Origin of the sequence: Cochlodiniinecator piscidefendens (assembly GCF_011326755.1) — a bacterium.
GTDB classification, from domain to species: domain Bacteria; phylum Pseudomonadota; class Alphaproteobacteria; order Rhodobacterales; family Rhodobacteraceae; genus Cochlodiniinecator; species Cochlodiniinecator piscidefendens.
This window is the reverse complement of the sequence record NZ_JAAOIE010000003.1, coordinates 52,064-67,898: the sequence shown is the minus strand read 5'-3', so window position 1 is coordinate 67,898 and position 15,835 is coordinate 52,064. Positions and strand designations below refer to the sequence as shown.

Annotated in this window: 18 protein-coding genes; 10 read left to right on the top strand and 8 right to left on the bottom strand. The window is 49.8% G+C overall.

Annotation, left to right across the window (positions count from 1 at the left end; translation table 11 throughout):
- Positions 1-65 precede the first annotated feature (65 nt).
- The gene (locus G9C99_RS09165) at positions 66-1,064 is read left to right on the top strand and encodes an asparaginase (protein WP_166417201.1); all 999 of its coding nucleotides are present in this window, start codon (positions 66-68) and stop codon (positions 1,062-1,064) included.
- Positions 1,065-1,096: 32 nt separating this feature from the next.
- Here the strand turns inward: G9C99_RS09165 and G9C99_RS09160 are convergent, their stop codons facing one another.
- Genes G9C99_RS09160 through serB form a run of 4 tightly spaced genes read right to left on the bottom strand, consistent with a single transcriptional unit; the run spans position 1,097 to position 3,114 of the window.
- A complete protein-coding gene (locus tag G9C99_RS09160) occupies positions 1,097-1,411 on the bottom strand; it encodes a YciI family protein (RefSeq protein WP_166417200.1) in 315 nt (104 codons plus the stop codon).
- Positions 1,412-1,430: 19 nt separating this feature from the next.
- Complete coding sequence (locus G9C99_RS09155) at positions 1,431-1,859, bottom strand: SRPBCC family protein (protein ID WP_166417199.1); 429 nt, start codon at positions 1,857-1,859, stop codon at positions 1,431-1,433.
- Positions 1,852-2,184, bottom strand: coding sequence for an ArsR/SmtB family transcription factor (locus tag G9C99_RS09150; RefSeq protein WP_166417198.1), 333 nt, complete (start codon positions 2,182-2,184; stop codon positions 1,852-1,854). The genes G9C99_RS09155 and G9C99_RS09150 overlap by 8 nt, the downstream gene beginning before the upstream one ends.
- 54 nt (positions 2,185-2,238) lie before the next feature.
- Positions 2,239-3,114, bottom strand: coding sequence for a phosphoserine phosphatase SerB (gene serB / locus G9C99_RS09145; RefSeq protein ID WP_166417197.1), 876 nt, complete (start codon positions 3,112-3,114; stop codon positions 2,239-2,241).
- Positions 3,115-3,268: 154 nt separating this feature from the next.
- Between serB and G9C99_RS09140 the strand changes: the two genes are divergently transcribed.
- The 3 genes from G9C99_RS09140 (at position 3,269) to G9C99_RS09130 (ending at position 6,900) form a co-directional block, all read left to right on the top strand.
- Positions 3,269-4,426 (top strand): phosphoserine transaminase, encoded by a 1,158-nt coding sequence (locus G9C99_RS09140; protein ID WP_168713285.1) that lies wholly within the window; start codon positions 3,269-3,271, stop codon positions 4,424-4,426.
- A gap of 75 nt (positions 4,427-4,501) precedes the next feature.
- Positions 4,502-6,097 (top strand): phosphoglycerate dehydrogenase, encoded by a 1,596-nt coding sequence (gene serA / locus G9C99_RS09135; protein WP_166417196.1) that lies wholly within the window; start codon positions 4,502-4,504, stop codon positions 6,095-6,097.
- Between the two features lie 56 nt (positions 6,098-6,153).
- Positions 6,154-6,900, top strand: a complete 747-nt coding sequence (locus tag G9C99_RS09130; RefSeq protein ID WP_166417195.1) for a metallophosphoesterase — start codon at positions 6,154-6,156, stop codon at positions 6,898-6,900.
- On the opposite strand, the gene fliP is transcribed toward G9C99_RS09130, so the two are convergent.
- Genes fliP through fliF form a run of 4 tightly spaced genes read right to left on the bottom strand, consistent with a single transcriptional unit; the run spans position 6,891 to position 10,125 of the window.
- Positions 6,891-7,616 carry a flagellar type III secretion system pore protein FliP gene (gene fliP, locus G9C99_RS09125; protein WP_166417194.1) on the bottom strand — a complete coding sequence of 242 codons (726 nt, stop codon included), beginning with the start codon at positions 7,614-7,616 and terminating at the stop codon, positions 6,891-6,893. The two genes, G9C99_RS09130 and fliP, sit on opposite strands and share 10 nt — an antisense overlap.
- Positions 7,617-7,619: 3 nt before the next feature.
- Complete coding sequence (locus G9C99_RS09120) at positions 7,620-7,886, bottom strand: FliM/FliN family flagellar motor switch protein (protein WP_166417193.1); 267 nt, start codon at positions 7,884-7,886, stop codon at positions 7,620-7,622.
- A 5-nt stretch (positions 7,887-7,891) separates the two neighbouring features.
- On the bottom strand, positions 7,892-8,473 hold the full coding sequence (locus G9C99_RS09115) for a FliH/SctL family protein (protein ID WP_166417192.1): 582 nt from the start codon (positions 8,471-8,473) through the stop codon (positions 7,892-7,894).
- Positions 8,473-10,125, bottom strand: coding sequence for a flagellar basal-body MS-ring/collar protein FliF (gene fliF / locus G9C99_RS09110; RefSeq protein WP_166417191.1), 1,653 nt, complete (start codon positions 10,123-10,125; stop codon positions 8,473-8,475). The genes G9C99_RS09115 and fliF overlap by 1 nt, the downstream gene beginning before the upstream one ends.
- A gap of 125 nt (positions 10,126-10,250) precedes the next feature.
- Here fliF and G9C99_RS09105 point away from each other — a divergent pair, with 125 nt between their 5' ends.
- The 6 genes from G9C99_RS09105 (at position 10,251) to G9C99_RS09080 (ending at position 15,833) form a co-directional block, all read left to right on the top strand.
- Entirely contained in the window at positions 10,251-10,754 is a 504-nt protein-coding gene (locus G9C99_RS09105) for a flagellar basal body-associated FliL family protein (RefSeq protein ID WP_166417190.1), read from the top strand.
- 9 nt (positions 10,755-10,763) lie between these two features.
- The gene (locus G9C99_RS09100; protein WP_166417189.1) at positions 10,764-11,168 is read left to right on the top strand and encodes a hypothetical protein; all 405 of its coding nucleotides are present in this window, start codon (positions 10,764-10,766) and stop codon (positions 11,166-11,168) included.
- A complete protein-coding gene (locus tag G9C99_RS09095; protein ID WP_166417188.1) occupies positions 11,168-11,776 on the top strand; it encodes a MotE family protein in 609 nt (202 codons plus the stop codon). Before G9C99_RS09100 ends, G9C99_RS09095 begins: the two co-directional genes overlap by 1 nt.
- Positions 11,777-11,852: 76 nt before the next feature.
- Positions 11,853-12,722: a flagellar motor stator protein MotA gene (motA, locus tag G9C99_RS09090; protein ID WP_166417187.1), complete on the top strand. Its 870-nt coding sequence runs from the start codon at positions 11,853-11,855 to the stop codon at positions 12,720-12,722.
- Positions 12,719-15,001 carry a hypothetical protein gene (locus G9C99_RS09085; RefSeq protein ID WP_166417186.1) on the top strand — a complete coding sequence of 761 codons (2,283 nt, stop codon included), beginning with the start codon at positions 12,719-12,721 and terminating at the stop codon, positions 14,999-15,001. The genes motA and G9C99_RS09085 overlap by 4 nt, the downstream gene beginning before the upstream one ends.
- A 73-nt stretch (positions 15,002-15,074) precedes the next feature.
- Positions 15,075-15,833, top strand: a complete 759-nt coding sequence (locus tag G9C99_RS09080) for a transglycosylase SLT domain-containing protein (protein ID WP_231704033.1) — start codon at positions 15,075-15,077, stop codon at positions 15,831-15,833.
- Positions 15,834-15,835 lie beyond the last annotated feature (2 nt).

Genomic DNA, 15,835 nt, shown 5'->3' with positions numbered 1-15,835 from the left:
ATTCTGGTCGGCTTTTGAAAGCCCCGTTAGCGGAAAATTGCGCAGACAGCGCAGGAGGATCATCAATGACACAACCAATTCCCATGGCAGAGGTCTGGCGCGGCCCGTTTTTAGAGTCCGTCCACACAGGACATGCCGTAGTTTGCGACGCAAATGGGCATATCATTGAGGCTTGGGGCAACCCGGATCAGGTGATTTTACCGCGTTCGTCGTGCAAAATGCTGCAAGCGCTTCCGTTGGTCGAAAGTGGCGCCGCAGATGCATTTGGATTGAGCCAAGAACAATTGGCGTTGTCTTGTGCATCGCATCAAGGCGCAAAAATTCATACAGACCGTGTTTCGGCGTGGCTATCAGAGCTTGAACTTGGCAATGATAATTTGATTTGCGGACCTCAAGACCCATCAGACAAGGGCGATTTTCGCGAAATGATCCGTTCGGGTGAAAGCCCGTGTCGTATTCACAACAACTGTTCAGGGAAACATTCAGGTTTTCTGACGTTTAACAAACACATTGCTGGCGCGGCCAATTATGTTGATCCCAAACACCCTTTGCAGGTCGCGGTAAAAGACGCGTTTGAAGATGTCACAGGGCAGGACACGCCGGGGTTTGGCGTTGACGGCTGCTCAGCCCCAAATTTTGCCACCACAGTCCATGGTTTGGCCAAAGCGATGGCGTTTTTTGCCTCCGCGTCAGTTGACGCCAGTTTCGCCCGTGAACGCGCCGCCGCGCGATTGACCCAAGCCATGGCCGCATTCCCGGAACTGGTGGCTGGCGAAGGGCGCGCTTGCACAGAATTGATGCGGGCCATGGATGGCCGTGTTTCAATTAAAACCGGCGCCGAGGCCGTTTTCATTGCGATCATTCCTGAAAAGAAACTTGGCGTTGCGCTGAAAATTACGGATGGCACCACACGTGGATCTGAATGTGCGATTGCTGCAATCTTGGTCAAACTTGGTGTGCTTGACCCGAACCACCCTGCCGCGCAAAAACGACTAAACCCGCCTATAAAAAATTGGGATGGGTTGGTGACAGGTCAAATCAAACCAGCCGAAGGGTTCTGTTAATACGAAGGGCGGCCTATGAGCCGCCCTTTCGCTTACATTTCATGAATTTCCGCAACCTCAACCGAGCCGCTGCCATTAACAACCATTGGGCAGTTTTTGGCATGCGCCGTTGCATCATCAATGCTGGTCGCTTCGATAACCGTGTAGCCTGATGCCGGGTTTGATCCACCGTCATTCGCGACACCTGTGGCGGACACCGTTTGCGACATCCCCACGGGTGCGCCCGGCACTACCACGGCACTTCCCATTCCTTCAAACCATGCGCCCCAAGCAGCCATAACTTCAGCTGTTTCGGCTTCGTCTTTTGGCGTTGCTCCGCCATGATAAACAAATAGAAATTGTGCCATTTTCAGTTCTCCTTTGGTCTTAATGTGTAAGGCGTTCCAATTTAATAAGGCTCGAACTCCACCCCTGATTATGATTATCGCGCGCCTCGTCGTTGGGTAGATCGCGGTGCTCAATCACCAGATGCGCGCCATTGTCTCGTTGTGACACGGTTAAAGTGACATGGCTTTCTACACCACGTAGGTCCGTCTCATCATGCCAGCCCCAAGTGAACCCGACCGACATCGGCGCGTTTACACTGGTGACTTGCCCCGACACCTTGTAGCGCTGGCCCTCAGGGTTCACCATAACAGAAAACCATGGCCCCGTTTTGGAAAAGTCCAGATCGTGTTCTGGAACGTGCAATCCTTCGGGCCCCCACCATTCTAACAGATGATTTGTCTGCGTAATAAATGCAAAAAGTGTTTCTGGCGGCACGTCGAAAGAACGCTCTATGCGAAGTTCAGTCATCTTTGGTCTCCTGAAATTCCGAAAGCGCCATTTCCAGGCGATTCATGCTGCTTTCCCAAAACTCTCTATGTGACATCGTCCAAGCCGTGATCATTTGAAGAGCCTCAGGCCGCACAGAATAAATCCTATGCGTGCCTTTGACCTCTTGCTGAATAACGCCAGCAGCACGCAGAGTTTTAAGGTGGCGTGAAATGGCGGGCGCAGAGATCTCGACCCCAGCCGAAAGCGCGCCTGCGGGCAACGCCCCCTCAGCCATCAAACGTTCCACCATTGCAAAACGCGTTGGATCAGAAAGGGCGGCAAATGTGGTTGGTAAATTTGTCATGAGTTAAACATGACAAATGCTAGTAATTAAATCAACAGTTAATTAACAATTTAGTTAATCAATGAAATCTGCCCGCGTATAACCCTGTATATATAACAGCGCCGTCAGGTCCCCGTGATTGATCCGAATATCACACTCAGCCGCAACTGTCGGCTTAGCGTGCAACGCAACGCCTGCCCCCGCGCGCCCCAACATTCCGAGATCATTTGCACCGTCCCCCACGGCCATAACTTCAGAAAGCGCCAGCCCTAAGCGCACAGAAATATCCTCTAATGCTTCGACCTTTGCGGCGCGCCCCAAGATCGGCAACCCAACTTCCCCGGTCAGTTTTCCATCATCGATTTTCAACGTATTGGCACGGTTTTCATCAAACCCAAGCTTTGTCGCAACGCTTTGAGTAAAGGCTGTAAATCCTCCTGAAACCAGCGCAGCATAGGCTCCGTTTTTTTTCATTGTAGCCACCAAATGGGCGCCACCTGGCATAAGCGAAATACGCCGTGCCAAAACGTCGTCGATCACTGTTTCTGGCAGGCCACGCAATAGACCAACACGTTCCTTTAACGCCGCCTCGAAATCCAGTTCGCCGTTCATCGCGCGGGCGGTAATACCCGCCACATGATCCCCCACTCCGGCTTCCGCCGCGAGTTCATCGATGCATTCTTGCTCGATCATTGTGCTGTCCATATCTGCGATCAACATTTTCTTTTTGCGGCCTTCGGCAGGCTGCACAATAAGATCAACACTGTGCTTCTGAAGATCTGCCCAAACATCCCAGCGGTTTGATGGAATTTCAGAAATGGAAAACTCTGCGGCGACATCAGGACAAAGCCACTGAACATCCCCACCACCCCACGCGTTGCGTAATGCGTCAACTACTGAAGCGGTTAGTAATGGTTGATTAGGGTTTGTTAGCAGTGTGACGATAAACATGGATTTGGTTTCCGATAGTGGAGATTTTGGTCGTTTTTATTCACTTAAGCGACGTATTAATGTCTTTTTCCGGGTTGTACTAGCCCGAAAGCCCCCTTAGCTCTGTCTGTGGGACACCCCTCCCCAACGAGGGGCTTATATCTGAGAGGGTATCATGATTGATATGACTACACCGGCCGCGCGGCCGAATGATCCGCGTTTTTCTTCTGGTCCTTGCGCCAAACCCCCCACATGGACAATTGATGCCTTGGCCGAAGCACCATTGGGCCGTTCGCATCGTGCGGCCATAGGTAAAACACGCCTGAAGGACGCGATCGAAACAACGCGCGATGTTTTGCAAATTCCCGCTGACTACAAAATTGGCATTGTACCAGCTTCTGACACAGGTGCTGTTGAAATGGCGCTTTGGTCGCTTTTGGGCGCACGCGGTATTGATATGGCTGCTTGGGAAAGTTTTGGCAAAGGTTGGGTAACCGATGTGCTGAAACAGCTGAAACTTGAAGCCAACATTCATGAAGCTGACTATGGCCATCTGCCGGATCTGGGCAAGATCAATTTCGACAATGATGTCGTTTTCACGTGGAATGGAACCACCTCAGGTGTCCGTGTACCTAATGGTGACTTTATCCCAGCCGACCGCGCGGGCCTAACCATTTGCGACGCAACCTCCGCAGCTTTTGCCCAAAACCTGCCTTGGGAAAAACTCGACGTTACAACCTTTAGCTGGCAGAAAGTTCTGGGTGGAGAAGGCGCGCACGGCGTTATTGTTCTCTCCCCTTGCGCGGTAGAGCGCTTGGAAACATATGCGCCTGCATGGCCACTACCCAAGATTTTCCGCATGACCAAAGGCAGCAAATTGATCGACGGAATTTTCACGGGTGCAACGATAAACACGCCATCGATGTTATGTGTTGAAGATTATTTATTTGCACTCAACTGGGCAAAATCACTTGGCGGGTTAACAGCTCTTATCGCTCGTGCAGACGCCAGTTTGAACGCAATTCAAGAGTTTGTTCAATCCCATGATTGGGTCGAATTTCTGACTGCCGATCCTGCAACGCAGTCCAATACATCGGTTTGCCTCAAGTTCACGGATGATCGGATCAAAGATGGGCCGTCTTTTGCCAAAGCCGTTGCAAAACGGTTGGAAAACGAAGGCGTCGCCTACGACATTGGTGCCTACCGTGATGCCCCAGCGGGTTTGCGTATCTGGTGCGGCGCGACAGTCGAACCCACAAATGTAGAAGCACTTCTGCCATGGATCGAATGGGCGTTTAACGCCGAACTTAACGCACAGCTTACTGCCGCTTGATCCACTGAATGCACGCTCTGCGCCGGAATTTCTGCGCGCAGAGTCGACACAAATGATAGACTAAGGTAAATTCCCATGGCTCCCAAAGTACTTGTATCAGACAAACTGAGCGAAACCGCTGTCCAAATTTTCCGTGATCGCGGTATCGACGTGGATTTCGAACCCAATCTCGGCAAAGACAAAGATCGTCTGGCTGAAGTGATCAGTCAATATGACGGGCTGGCTATTCGCTCAGCAACCAAAGTAACCGAAAAAATTCTAGCAAATGCCGAAAACCTAAAGGTGATCGCGCGCGCCGGGATCGGCGTTGACAACGTGGATATTCCCGCCGCGTCTAAAAAGGGTGTGATCGTCATGAACACGCCTTTTGGCAACATGATCACGACGGCGGAACATGCGATTGCAATGATGTTTGCTGTAGCACGCCAAATTCCTGAAGCCAGTGCCAGCACGCATGCTGGTAAATGGGAAAAATCCCGTTTTATGGGGGTTGAGTTAACAAATAAAACCCTTGGCGTTATTGGCGCTGGAAACATTGGCGGTATCGTTTGTGATCGCGCCCGCGGTTTGAAAATGCGCGTCACCGCATATGATCCGTTTCTGTCCGAAGAACGCGCAGATAAGTTAGGCGTTCGCAAAGTTGAATTAGATGAGTTGCTTGAAAAATCTGATTTTATCACGCTGCACGTCCCACTTACCGACCAAACACGCAAAATCATCGACGCAGATGCAATTGCAAAAATGAAGCCCGGCGTACGGATCATTAATTGTGCGCGTGGCGGCTTGGTAGATGAAGCTGCATTGGCTGACGCCCTAAAATCCGGCCAAGTCGCTGGTGCTGCATTCGATGTTTTCGAAGTAGAGCCTGCGACCGACAGCCCATTGTTCAACTTGCCGAATGTTGTGTGCACTCCGCATCTTGGCGCAGCAACGACTGAGGCGCAGGAAAATGTCGCACTTCAAGTAGCGGAACAAATGTCTGATTTTCTGTTAACCGGGGCTGTCACTAATTCACTCAATATGCCTTCTGTTTCTGCCGAAGAAGCCAAAGTCATGGGGCCTTGGGTCAAACTGTCTGAGCATTTGGGCGCGTTTGTCGGACAAATGACCGACGAACCGATCAAAGCCATCAATATCACCTATGACGGCGCTGTCGCGGAAATGAACCTCGCAGCTCTGAATTGCGCTGCAATTGCAGGCGTAATGAAGGCATCTAACCCCGTCGTAAATATGGTGTCTGCCCCTGTGATCGCTAAAGAACGCGGAATTCAAATCAGTAAAACCACACAAGAAAAATCCGGCGTTTTCGACGCTTACATCAAACTGACGGTGGTGACGGATAAGCGCGAGAAATCCATTGCCGGGACTGTATTTACCGACGGAAAACCTCGCTTTATCCAGATCAAAGGGATTAATATAGACGCCGAAATTGGCGGCAACATGCTGTACACTACAAATAAGGATGTCCCAGGCATTATCGGCACGCTGGGCCAAACAATGGGTGCAAGCGGCGTCAATATCGCGAACTTCACCTTAGGGCGTTCTAATGTCGGTGGCGAAGCGATCGCGCTGCTATATGTCGATAATCCCATCGCGCCCGATGTATTGGCCCATTTAAAAGAAACGGGCCTATTTGAATCCATCCAACCGTTGCGATTTGATGTAGCTTAAACTTTCGGGAAACCACCACACTTACACCTGTGGTGGTTTCTTGTTATCTGATCAATATGACAAACCGCATTTACGCTATTGGCGATATTCACGGGCATTTAGACAAGCTAAAGCTGGCGCATGATCTAATTGCCAAAGATAAATCTATTACCAACTCTCCCGATGCACTAATCGTGCATATTGGTGATCTGGTGGATCGCGGCCCAGAAAGTGCAGGCGTCATATCACACCTTTCACAGGGGCAAAGCCAAGGGGCACCTTGGATCGTCCTCAAAGGCAATCACGATCGGATGTTTGAAGGTTTTTTGAAAGACCCAAGCTACCAAGACCCAGTTTTACGCACTGATCTTACATGGCTGCACGAACGTTTAGGTGGAATAACAACATTAAAGTCTTATGGCGTCCTGGCACCGGCCCAATATGACCTTCAGGAACTTCACGCTGAAGCGCTAGTTAAAGTGCCGCAAGAACACCTTACATATCTTGAAAACCTACCTACGTCTTTTCAGATAGATGGTCTATTTTTTGCGCATGCAGGCGTGAAACCTGGGCGTATGTTTTCAGAACAAACAGAAGATGACCTATTGTGGATCCGCAAAGAATTTCTAGAGGATATGCGCGATCATGGCGCATTAATCGTCCACGGCCACACACCGATTGATGCCGCAACCAATTACGGCAACAGAGTAAACATTGATGGCGGCGCTGCTTTTGGCCGCGCGCTGTATCCAATTGTGATTGAGGGGCAAGAGATTTCTCTTCTTACCCCGGATGGCAGGAACTCTCTACCGCCTCAAAAATAGCTGCGGACAAGTGCGCTTGAAATCAATGCCCAACCGTCTGCAACTACAAAAAACGCCAATTTGAACGGCAGTGAAACAATTGCGGGCGGAACCATCATCATCCCCATCGACATCAAAATAGCCGCAACAACGAGGTCGATGATCAAAAATGGCAAAAACACCAAAAACCCTATTTGGAAGGCACGCTCAATTTCGCTCAATAAAAAGGATGGGATCATGAGTGAAAGTGGCGTTGCCTCGGTCAAGCCCTCACCAGCAGCATCGGGACGCAGGGCCGCCAGAGTTTCAAATGTGTCGGGATCGATCCGCCCAGTCATGAACGCCCTAAAAGGTTCAAGCGTCAACGTAAACGCACGCTCAACCGTAATTTGCTCAGCAATAAGTGGTTCAATCCCCCCCTCCCATGCGGCCATGAAAACGGGTTCCATCACAAAGTAGGTCAGAAACATCGCCAAACTAATAATGAGCATATTTGGTGGCGCTTGCTGCAGCCCGATCCCTTGACGTAAAATTGACAGAACAGTCACCACGAATGGGAAACACGTCACCATAATTGCAAGCCCCGGCACAATGCTAAGCAATGTGATCAGCACAAACAACTGTACAGAACGCGTGGTCAAAGACCCCTGATCGCCAAAGGAAAGCGAAACATCCTGAGCCTGTGCCATGCCTGTCAGGGCAAAGATGATTAGGGTGACAGCAACAACAATACGCATAAATTATAAACCGTTTTGCAAGTCGGCAACTTCGGTCAATCTCACCGCGAGTTGGCCTTGTTGATCGCCTTCGAGTTCCTGCAGTTCACCACGGGCAATCAATTTATCGCCGATAAAAAGCTCTACCGGGTCATCGACGCGCCGGTCTAAAACCAAAACCGCATCTGGACCTAGATTTAACAAATCTTTGACGACGGGGCGAGCTTTGCCAACGGAAATTGTGATTTCAATTGGAACCTGAGTAAAAGGGTTATGTGCTGTATCATTCATAGCGTTCATCCTGCTTTACGTTCAAAAAAGCCATCAACAGACGACAACAGTTGCGTTTGGATTTGGGACAAGTCAATTTTTTGCTCTGATGTGCCAAAGCGCAGATAAACCTGCCCTTCACCCAAGGAACTCTCTTCAACAATTTCGATTGGAAGGGTTGGTTCAGGTGACAACATTGCTTCGATGGCCTCACGATTTTCTGAACACAGAACCACTTCAATCGGCGTGTTCACTTGCTCTTCAGCAATCTTCTTTATTGCGGCGACAACCGTTTCAGCGAACTGAGCTTGCCCTAGGGCTGGTAATACCTTTGAAACCATTTCGCGAAGCAGTGGCTCGAATCCTTGCAACACTCCATTGCGCGCCTCGTGATAGGTAAATGAGAGCTCTTGCAAATTACGTTCAAAGGCAGCAGAAACCCTTTCCTTATCCGTTGATTGCGCCTTTACTGCGTCTTCCCAGCCGGCGGTATATCCGCTTTCGTAGGCCTGCAGGCGGATCTCCTCGACATTGACATCACCCAACCCAGGAGCCCCTAAAGAGGTCAAAGAAACGTCATCAAAGTCTTCTAAAACGAATACAGCCATTATGTTCTCTCCTCTGTTTCTTCCATCCAACTGCGCAAGATTTCGACGGCTTCTTGTTGTCTATCTTCGATGAGCCCGCGCAAGCGATCCACGGGGTCAGCAGGTGTATCTTGTCCCATGACAAAATTTGGCTGCGCTTGATCGGCACCACCCCCAACAAGAGACATATTTCCAGGAATAAAATCGCCATCGTCAATTTCACCCGTTAAAGCGCCCAAATTCTGGTTTTGCTGCGCAACAGAAGGCTGCAACGCGTTTTCAGAAACGAGGTCGCGGTCAGTATTGGCCAAAGGCAATGGGAGTGGCGCGGAGGCGCCGGATGTTAAGACTGGTTTGACAACAAATAAGCCTAACAACAGTGCGACAATTCCCAAAACCGCAATTTGAATAAGAGACATCACATCGAGATTGAGGCTTCCGATCCCTGCGGGAATCGCGGATGTTCCGAGTTCCTCAATTGGCTGGAACTCCATAGATTTAATTGTGATGACATCGCCCCGCGCCTCATCGAATCCAACGGTAGATGAAACCAATTCTTGCAACGCCAAGAGTTCTTCTTCTCCACGCGGTTCAGTTATGATCTGGCCAGTGTCATTTACTGCTTCGACATTATTAACCAACACCGCAACTGTAATACGGCGTACCGCACCTGGCGCACGTTCTATTTCTCTTTGGGTTTCAGAAACCTCAAAGTTCACTCGCGAACGTGTTTCGCTGTCTTGGCTATTTGATGTCTGACCTTCGTTTGTGCCCTGCCCATCTGGTAGATTGCTGGCAACTGTCACCGCATTACTGCCCGAATTTTGACTGTTGGTAGTACGTTCCTCTGTATCCGTGCTGATCGCGACACGTGTTTCCGGATCGAAACGGCGCTCGACAATTGTTTCGCGTTCTGAATTCGTTTCAACACTGACTTCTACAACCGCATTCCCCGCACCCACGCGTGCTGCCAAAATACGTTCAACAGAGAGTTTCAACTCCTGGGCGCGATCATCACCCGTTGAATTGTTTGCGTCATCCACACCAATGATTTGGCCGCTTTGCCCATCTATCACGGATACGTTTTCAACTGATAACCCTGAAACTGCAGATGCGACCAAAAACCTAAACGAACGGGCCTGTCCGGGGCTAACCGTATTAGATGCAGGTGTTACAAATACGGATGCAGACGCTGCCAATTCCCTTCGAAAAGGCTGAGAAGACGGATTAGAAATATGAACGCGTGCGCTACGCACTGCTGGGCTCGACACGATTGTGCGCGCCAATTCGCCCTCTTTTGCCCGCCAGTACGCTGCGTCGAACATTTGGGAAGTTGTCCCAAACCCTGAAAGGGAATCAAGTAACTCATACCCAGCGCCTCCATTTGCAGGCAGCCCTTCGCTTGCCAATGTCATACGCAATTCATCACGTTGCGCTGCAGGCACAAAAATTGAACCACCTCGCACATCATAAGGCACGCCACGTTGTTCTAGGGATCGCACGACATCGCCCGCAGCCCCTGTTTCCAAACCCGAATACAGTAGCGATAGATTGGGTTGCATTGCCATACGGGACATTGTGATTATTGACGCAAAGACCGCGACAACGGCGAGCAAAACAATTGCTCTTTTTCTTCCATCTAGTGCGGTCCAGGCCGACGAGAGTTGCTGCACACGGATTCTCCTTCTGCTCACAGACTTCTGCCTGTTAGATTCGGACTTTCCGCTATCAGCCTTAACAATCGGTTAGCTCTTGGCAGGCTATAGAAGATTCGTAGTCAAAAAATTTGGTGCAAAAAATGGCGGAAGAAGAACTCCCTGCTGAAGACGGCGAAGTCGTCCCTAAGAAAAAATCAAAACTCCCATTAATATTGGGTCTCGTCCTAGCAATTGCTGGTGGCGGTGGCGGGTTTTATGCTGTGAGTAGCGGCATGATTCTTGGTGATGGAACGGAACACGCAGAAGAAGAGTCCGAAGATCTAGAAGAGATCGACGCCTTACCTGCGATTGCTTTCATCCCAGTTGATCCACTCATTGTTAGCCTGCGCCCAGGCAGCACAAGTAGCTATCTTAGATTCACTGCTCAACTCGAAGTGGCTGATGGATATAGCGAAGATGTAACAACATTAATGCCCCGGATTTTGGATGTCTTAAATGGATATCTACGGGCCGTGAATATCGAAGAACTCGAAGATCCAAGTGCATTGATCAAACTACGCGCACAAATGCTGCGCCGGGTTCAAACCGTTGTAGGGGAAGGCCGCGTTCGCGATCTTCTCATTATGGAATTTGTACTTAGCTAGGAGGCGGAAATGGGACTGATCGCTGATATTTTTCTACTGGCCGGCGCGCTTGGTGCGACATTCTATTGTTTCATCTTATCAAGGCGTTTGTCGAAATTTAATGATCTGGAAAAAGGTGTGGGAGGAGCCGTCGCCATTTTGTCGGCTCAGGTCGATGACATGACCAAGACGCTGGAGAAAGCACAAGTTGCGGCTCAATCGTCTACGATGTCCCTTGATGGTCTAACGGATCGCGCAGAGGGAGTTGCCCAGCGCTTAGAACTGCTTGTTGCATCTATGCATGATCTGCCAGAAGCTGCTGCGCCCGTTGAGGAGATCAAGACACCAAAGCCTGAAAGTAATCCGGACACGACGCCACCAGCTGGTGAAAGCGCACTCATGTTTATGCGTCATAGAACGGACGAGGCATCCTAATGGCAAAAAAATCCTCTGGAAAAAAACAAAGGTCCGCCGGTCGTGGCGTACTCGTAATCATCTCAGGACTTTTCTTAGCGTCAGGTTTACTAAGGCTCAGTGACGGAGCGGGAATCGCAATCGCACGTGAGGTGGAAGCGCTCGCCAATAACGCAGAAGATACACCGCCTCCGCTTGCCCCCGCGCTTTGCGAAGGCGGGCAGGATAGCGCAGAACTGCTCGCAACTTTGCTACGCCGCGAAGGTGAACTCCAAAACCGGGAAGCAGAGTTACAGGAAAGAATTCAAGCGCTGGCGGTATCAGAGACTCTGCTGGATCAGAATTTGAGTAATTTAATCTCTGCAGAAGAAGCTTTGGCACAAACGATGGCACAGTCCAGTACGGCTGCGGAAGATGATATATCCCGGCTGACAATGGTTTATGAGAATATGAAACCGGCCGATGCTGCTGCGTTATTCCAAGAAATGGACGCTGAATTTGCATCCGGTTTTGTGGGTCGTATGAACCCAGAAGCAGCCGCTAACATCATGGCCGATCTCGAACCACAGACTGCTTATTTGATCAGTATTATTTTGGCCGGGCGCAACGCCTTAGCTCCGACAGAATAAATCGAAACGTCGGCAGTTTATTAACTCTCTTCTGCAATTGTGAGTCACAAGAAACTTACTTTATGGAGCAGCACCAATGATTGGAATCGTCGGAATCGTCATTATCTTTGTGATGGTATTTGGTGGCTATCTAGCTGCGGGCGGCAAAATGGGAATCATTCTCAAGGCCCTCCCCTTCGAAGCAACCATGATCTGCGGCGCTGCCGTTGGCGCATTTATCGTTTCTAACGATATGGCCGCAATCAAACACACCGTCAAAGATCTGGGGAAGATATTTAAAGGCCGCAAATGGATGGCTGAAGACTACAAAGATCTTCTTTGTCTATTATTTGAGTTAGTACGATTGGCCAAACAAAACCCCGTCGCTCTTGAAGAACATATTGAAGCCCCAGAAGAATCTTCGATCTTCAGTAAGTATGAAAAAATTCTTACCGATAAAGAAGCCATAAATCTGATCTGCGACACCCTACGATCCGCATCTATGAATTATGATGACCCACATCAGGTCGAAGAGGTCCTTGAAAAGCGTATGGACGCCAACCTGCATCATGCTCTTCATTCAAGTCACGCGTTACAAACCATTGCAGACGGCCTACCGGCGCTTGGAATTGTTGCGGCTGTTTTGGGTATTATTAAAACTATGGGATCTATTGATCAGCCACCAGAGGTGCTTGGTAAATTGATTGGTGGTGCGCTTGTGGGTACTTTCCTTGGGGTGTTCTTGGCTTACGGTCTCGTTGGTCCATTCTCTGTTAAGGTTAAATCAGTGATTGAGGAAGACGCACATTTTTACCAGCTAATTCGCGAAGTCCTCGTCGCAAACCTACATAATCACGCCACAAATATCTGCATAGAGGTGGGACGCCAAAACACACCTGGCCACAATCGTCCCAGCTATACCGAACTCGAAGAAGCCCTAAAAGAACTCAAACAGAGCGCAGCATGAAATATCTTCGTATCCTTCTTTTTTGCACAGTTCCACTTTCTGCTCAGGCGGAGGATCTCGTTGTACAAGCAGGAGAGCATGCCTCGTTTACGAGGCTCGCGCTCAATTTCAACTCTGTTCCTACGTGGGAAATGGGCCGTTCAAACGGTGGGTACGAATTCCGATTAACCAGTGGCGCGCACGACCTCGACCTCACCAACGTATTTGAACGCGTGCCCCGGGAACGGATTTCGGGCCTCGACTTTGATCCAGAGACCAATACTCTCAATATAGCGAGTAGCTGCGATTGCTTTGCGAATGCCTTTGAAATGAGCGGCGGCCTGATCGTCATTGATATTCGAGATGGCACCCCACCTCAAACGGCTCTTTTTGAACAATCGTTACCCCCCTTGCCTGCGCCACGCCCTGCGAGAGCCCCTATGCAGGCAACTTTAAACTCTATTCTACCACTCTTTCCCGATGACGCTGACCTCATTCCACAGTATCAGCACATACAATCAGAACTGAGCGCCGAGCCTGCAGAACTTCTAGCTAACTCTATAGACTTGTCAGAAACGCGCACAGCTTTACTTCATGAACTGTCCGAAGCCGCAGCAAGTAACCTGTTAACGCCAAATATTGACTTGCCCGAGCTTCCCGCCAGCCAGCCCGAGCTTCTAACGCCCACTCCCGAAATTGAGGAAGTTCTAATTACTGAACCTCCTGTTGCAATGGCGCACATCAATTTTCAGGCATTAAATAGCATCGAGCGTGAAGTATTATCTTCAATGCCTGGGGTGCCTGCTGAAATGGAAGGTGTTGTCAGCTGCATCAGTGATAACTTCCTCAGTTACGAAACCTGGGGGGATCCGGGTGCGCTAATGGACAATATCACCTTAGCGCGTACGTCGTTAACAAATGAAATTGATGAAACGAATGAAAGCTCCGTGCAAAATTTGGCCAAAGCATATCTTTTGGCCGGTTTTGGCGCCGAAGCTCGTGCGGTTTTAGATAGTTTTGAAAACACCTCATGGGAGGCCAACCTGTTGCGAACGTTGGCTGATATCATGGAAACCGGATATGCCGAAGATCACTCTATTTTTGAAGCGCAGCACAATTGCCCAGGCGCTGTTTCCATGTGGTCCGTTTTGGCGCAGCCCACGTTGGACTCATCTCAAGCTGTTGATGTTTCCGCTTTAACAAATACGTTTTCGGGGCTTCCGTTGCATTTACGTCGCCTACTAGGGCCACCATTGTCCCTTCGGTTTATCGGCGCTGGCGACACCGACACGGCCTATGCCATTCAAACGGCAGTCTCACGTGCCGATGGCGAACATGGAGATCTTTTCCGTTTGGCCGAAGCTGAGTTAGATCTCACGGAAGATTTATCCGACGCTTCAATGGTCGAAGCTGAGCAAGAATTATCAGACATTGCAAGCAACGGCAGCGATTATGCGCCAGAAGCACTCATCTCATTAATGAACCTCAAGAACAGTCAGGGCCTCGCGGTTGAAGAAGATGTCTTAGAGATTGCCCAAGCTTTCGCATTTGAACTGCAGGGTGATGAACTTGGCCATGCAATGAATCAGGCACTCGTTGAAACGCTTACCAATTCTCTGCGATTTGAGGATGCTTTCGAACTTCTATCAGCGATAGAACCCGAAATATCTGACGACACGCAAACAGCTTTGCTCTGGGCCCACGTCTTTGACAAACTGACCGCTTCCGCTGTTGATATTGCCTTCTTGGATTTTGTATTCCAACGCTCTTCGGACATTGACAATCTCGACCTAGCGCAAGAAACTCGCAGAGCTATGTCTAGCCGTTTAGTACATTTGGGATTCCCACAAAAGGCCCGTGATGTATTAAAACCAAGCTCTCCTCCTACAGAGGTAGAATTGCTCATCCTAGCGCGAGCGGCTTTATCCGAACATAATCCGACTCAAGCCTTGGCCGAAATAGCCTCACTGGTTTCAGCTGAAGCCACCGTTTTACGCGCCGAAGCGTACCTTCGGTTGGGAGAATTCGACAGAGCCAGCGCATTAAATCAGGACGCACTACCAGATACGGTACAAAATCACATTGCTTGGATATCAAACGATCTAGAGCAAATTACAAATGTCGGGACACCCCAACAAATATGGGCAGCAACACAGCTGTCAGAAGCACCTTCGACACCTCTTCCGGTAACCCAGAGCCCAACTGAAGATGGCCTAAGACAGGCCCAAACTTTAATAGCAGGAAGCCAAGAGGTTCGTTCGGGGATACAAGCCCTTTTGCAAGAAAATACAATCGACTAATGGCAATCGGTCACACTTTGTAAACCTTAACTTTATAGGGTTTCTAAGAACACTATTGCTAGAAGAGCGATCAATGACGAGAATCGTCCCCAAATTCATGACCCGCTATGGCAAACAGCTAATATTTGTTTGCTGTGTTTTCATCCATACGACCGTCAGCGCCGCAGTCATAAACCCATCAGTTTCAGCCATATGCAATCAAGCAGCCATACAAGTCTCTCGAGAATCTGGTGTGCCCCTATCGGTCTTGCGCGCCATATCGCTGACGGAAACAGGCCGCCGTTCCCAAGGAGAAATGCACCCATGGCCCTGGACGGTGAACATGGAAGGCACCGGACGATGGTTCCAATCACCCGATGAGGCGCTATCATATGTCATGGAAAACTACGGGCGGGGCGCGCGCAGTTTTGATGTCGGGTGTTTTCAGATCAACTACCGCTGGCATGGCGAAAATTTTGCCTCAATAGAAGAAATGTTCGACCCCATTGCGAACACGCGCTACGCCGCACAGTTTCTAACCAGCCTATACAATGAAATGGGTGATTGGAGTATTGCTGCTGGTGCCTACCACTCGCGAACACCTCAATATGCGCAACGGTATCGTGCACGCTTTGATCAGCTTCGGGCCCAGCTAACCGAAGATGCTCCCGAAATTCCGGACATAGTTACATCAAGTTATAACGCAACCACACCCCAAACGCCGCCCCCAAACATCCCACAACCAGTTAGGCAAAACGGGTTTCGTCTATTGCAGGGCGAAGCAAATTCCGGGCGCGGCTCTCTTGTCCCAACAACAGCGATGCGTACCGTGACCCCATTTATTGGAAATTGACC

Excerpts from the sequence above, each read along its gene's own strand:
- G9C99_RS09165 (WP_166417201.1), top strand. The coding sequence starts at position 66 with ATGACACAACCAATTCCCATGGCAGAGGTCTGGCGCGGCCCGTTTTTA.
- G9C99_RS09160 (WP_166417200.1), bottom strand. The coding sequence starts at position 1,411 with ATGGCACAATTTCTATTTGTTTATCATGGCGGAGCAACGCCAAAAGAC.
- G9C99_RS09155 (WP_166417199.1), bottom strand. The coding sequence starts at position 1,859 with ATGACTGAACTTCGCATAGAGCGTTCTTTCGACGTGCCGCCAGAAACA.
- G9C99_RS09150 (WP_166417198.1), bottom strand. The coding sequence starts at position 2,184 with ATGACAAATTTACCAACCACATTTGCCGCCCTTTCTGATCCAACGCGT.
- serB (WP_166417197.1), bottom strand. The coding sequence starts at position 3,114 with ATGTTTATCGTCACACTGCTAACAAACCCTAATCAACCATTACTAACC.
- G9C99_RS09140 (WP_168713285.1), top strand. The coding sequence starts at position 3,269 with ATGATTGATATGACTACACCGGCCGCGCGGCCGAATGATCCGCGTTTT.
- serA (WP_166417196.1), top strand. The coding sequence starts at position 4,502 with ATGGCTCCCAAAGTACTTGTATCAGACAAACTGAGCGAAACCGCTGTC.
- G9C99_RS09130 (WP_166417195.1), top strand. The coding sequence starts at position 6,154 with ATGACAAACCGCATTTACGCTATTGGCGATATTCACGGGCATTTAGAC.
- fliP (WP_166417194.1), bottom strand. The coding sequence starts at position 7,616 with ATGCGTATTGTTGTTGCTGTCACCCTAATCATCTTTGCCCTGACAGGC.
- G9C99_RS09120 (WP_166417193.1), bottom strand. The coding sequence starts at position 7,886 with ATGAATGATACAGCACATAACCCTTTTACTCAGGTTCCAATTGAAATC.
- G9C99_RS09115 (WP_166417192.1), bottom strand. The coding sequence starts at position 8,473 with ATGGCTGTATTCGTTTTAGAAGACTTTGATGACGTTTCTTTGACCTCT.
- G9C99_RS09105 (WP_166417190.1), top strand. The coding sequence starts at position 10,251 with ATGGCGGAAGAAGAACTCCCTGCTGAAGACGGCGAAGTCGTCCCTAAG.
- G9C99_RS09100 (WP_166417189.1), top strand. The coding sequence starts at position 10,764 with ATGGGACTGATCGCTGATATTTTTCTACTGGCCGGCGCGCTTGGTGCG.
- G9C99_RS09095 (WP_166417188.1), top strand. The coding sequence starts at position 11,168 with ATGGCAAAAAAATCCTCTGGAAAAAAACAAAGGTCCGCCGGTCGTGGC.
- motA (WP_166417187.1), top strand. The coding sequence starts at position 11,853 with ATGATTGGAATCGTCGGAATCGTCATTATCTTTGTGATGGTATTTGGT.
- G9C99_RS09085 (WP_166417186.1), top strand. The coding sequence starts at position 12,719 with ATGAAATATCTTCGTATCCTTCTTTTTTGCACAGTTCCACTTTCTGCT.
- G9C99_RS09080 (WP_231704033.1), top strand. The coding sequence starts at position 15,075 with ATGACGAGAATCGTCCCCAAATTCATGACCCGCTATGGCAAACAGCTA.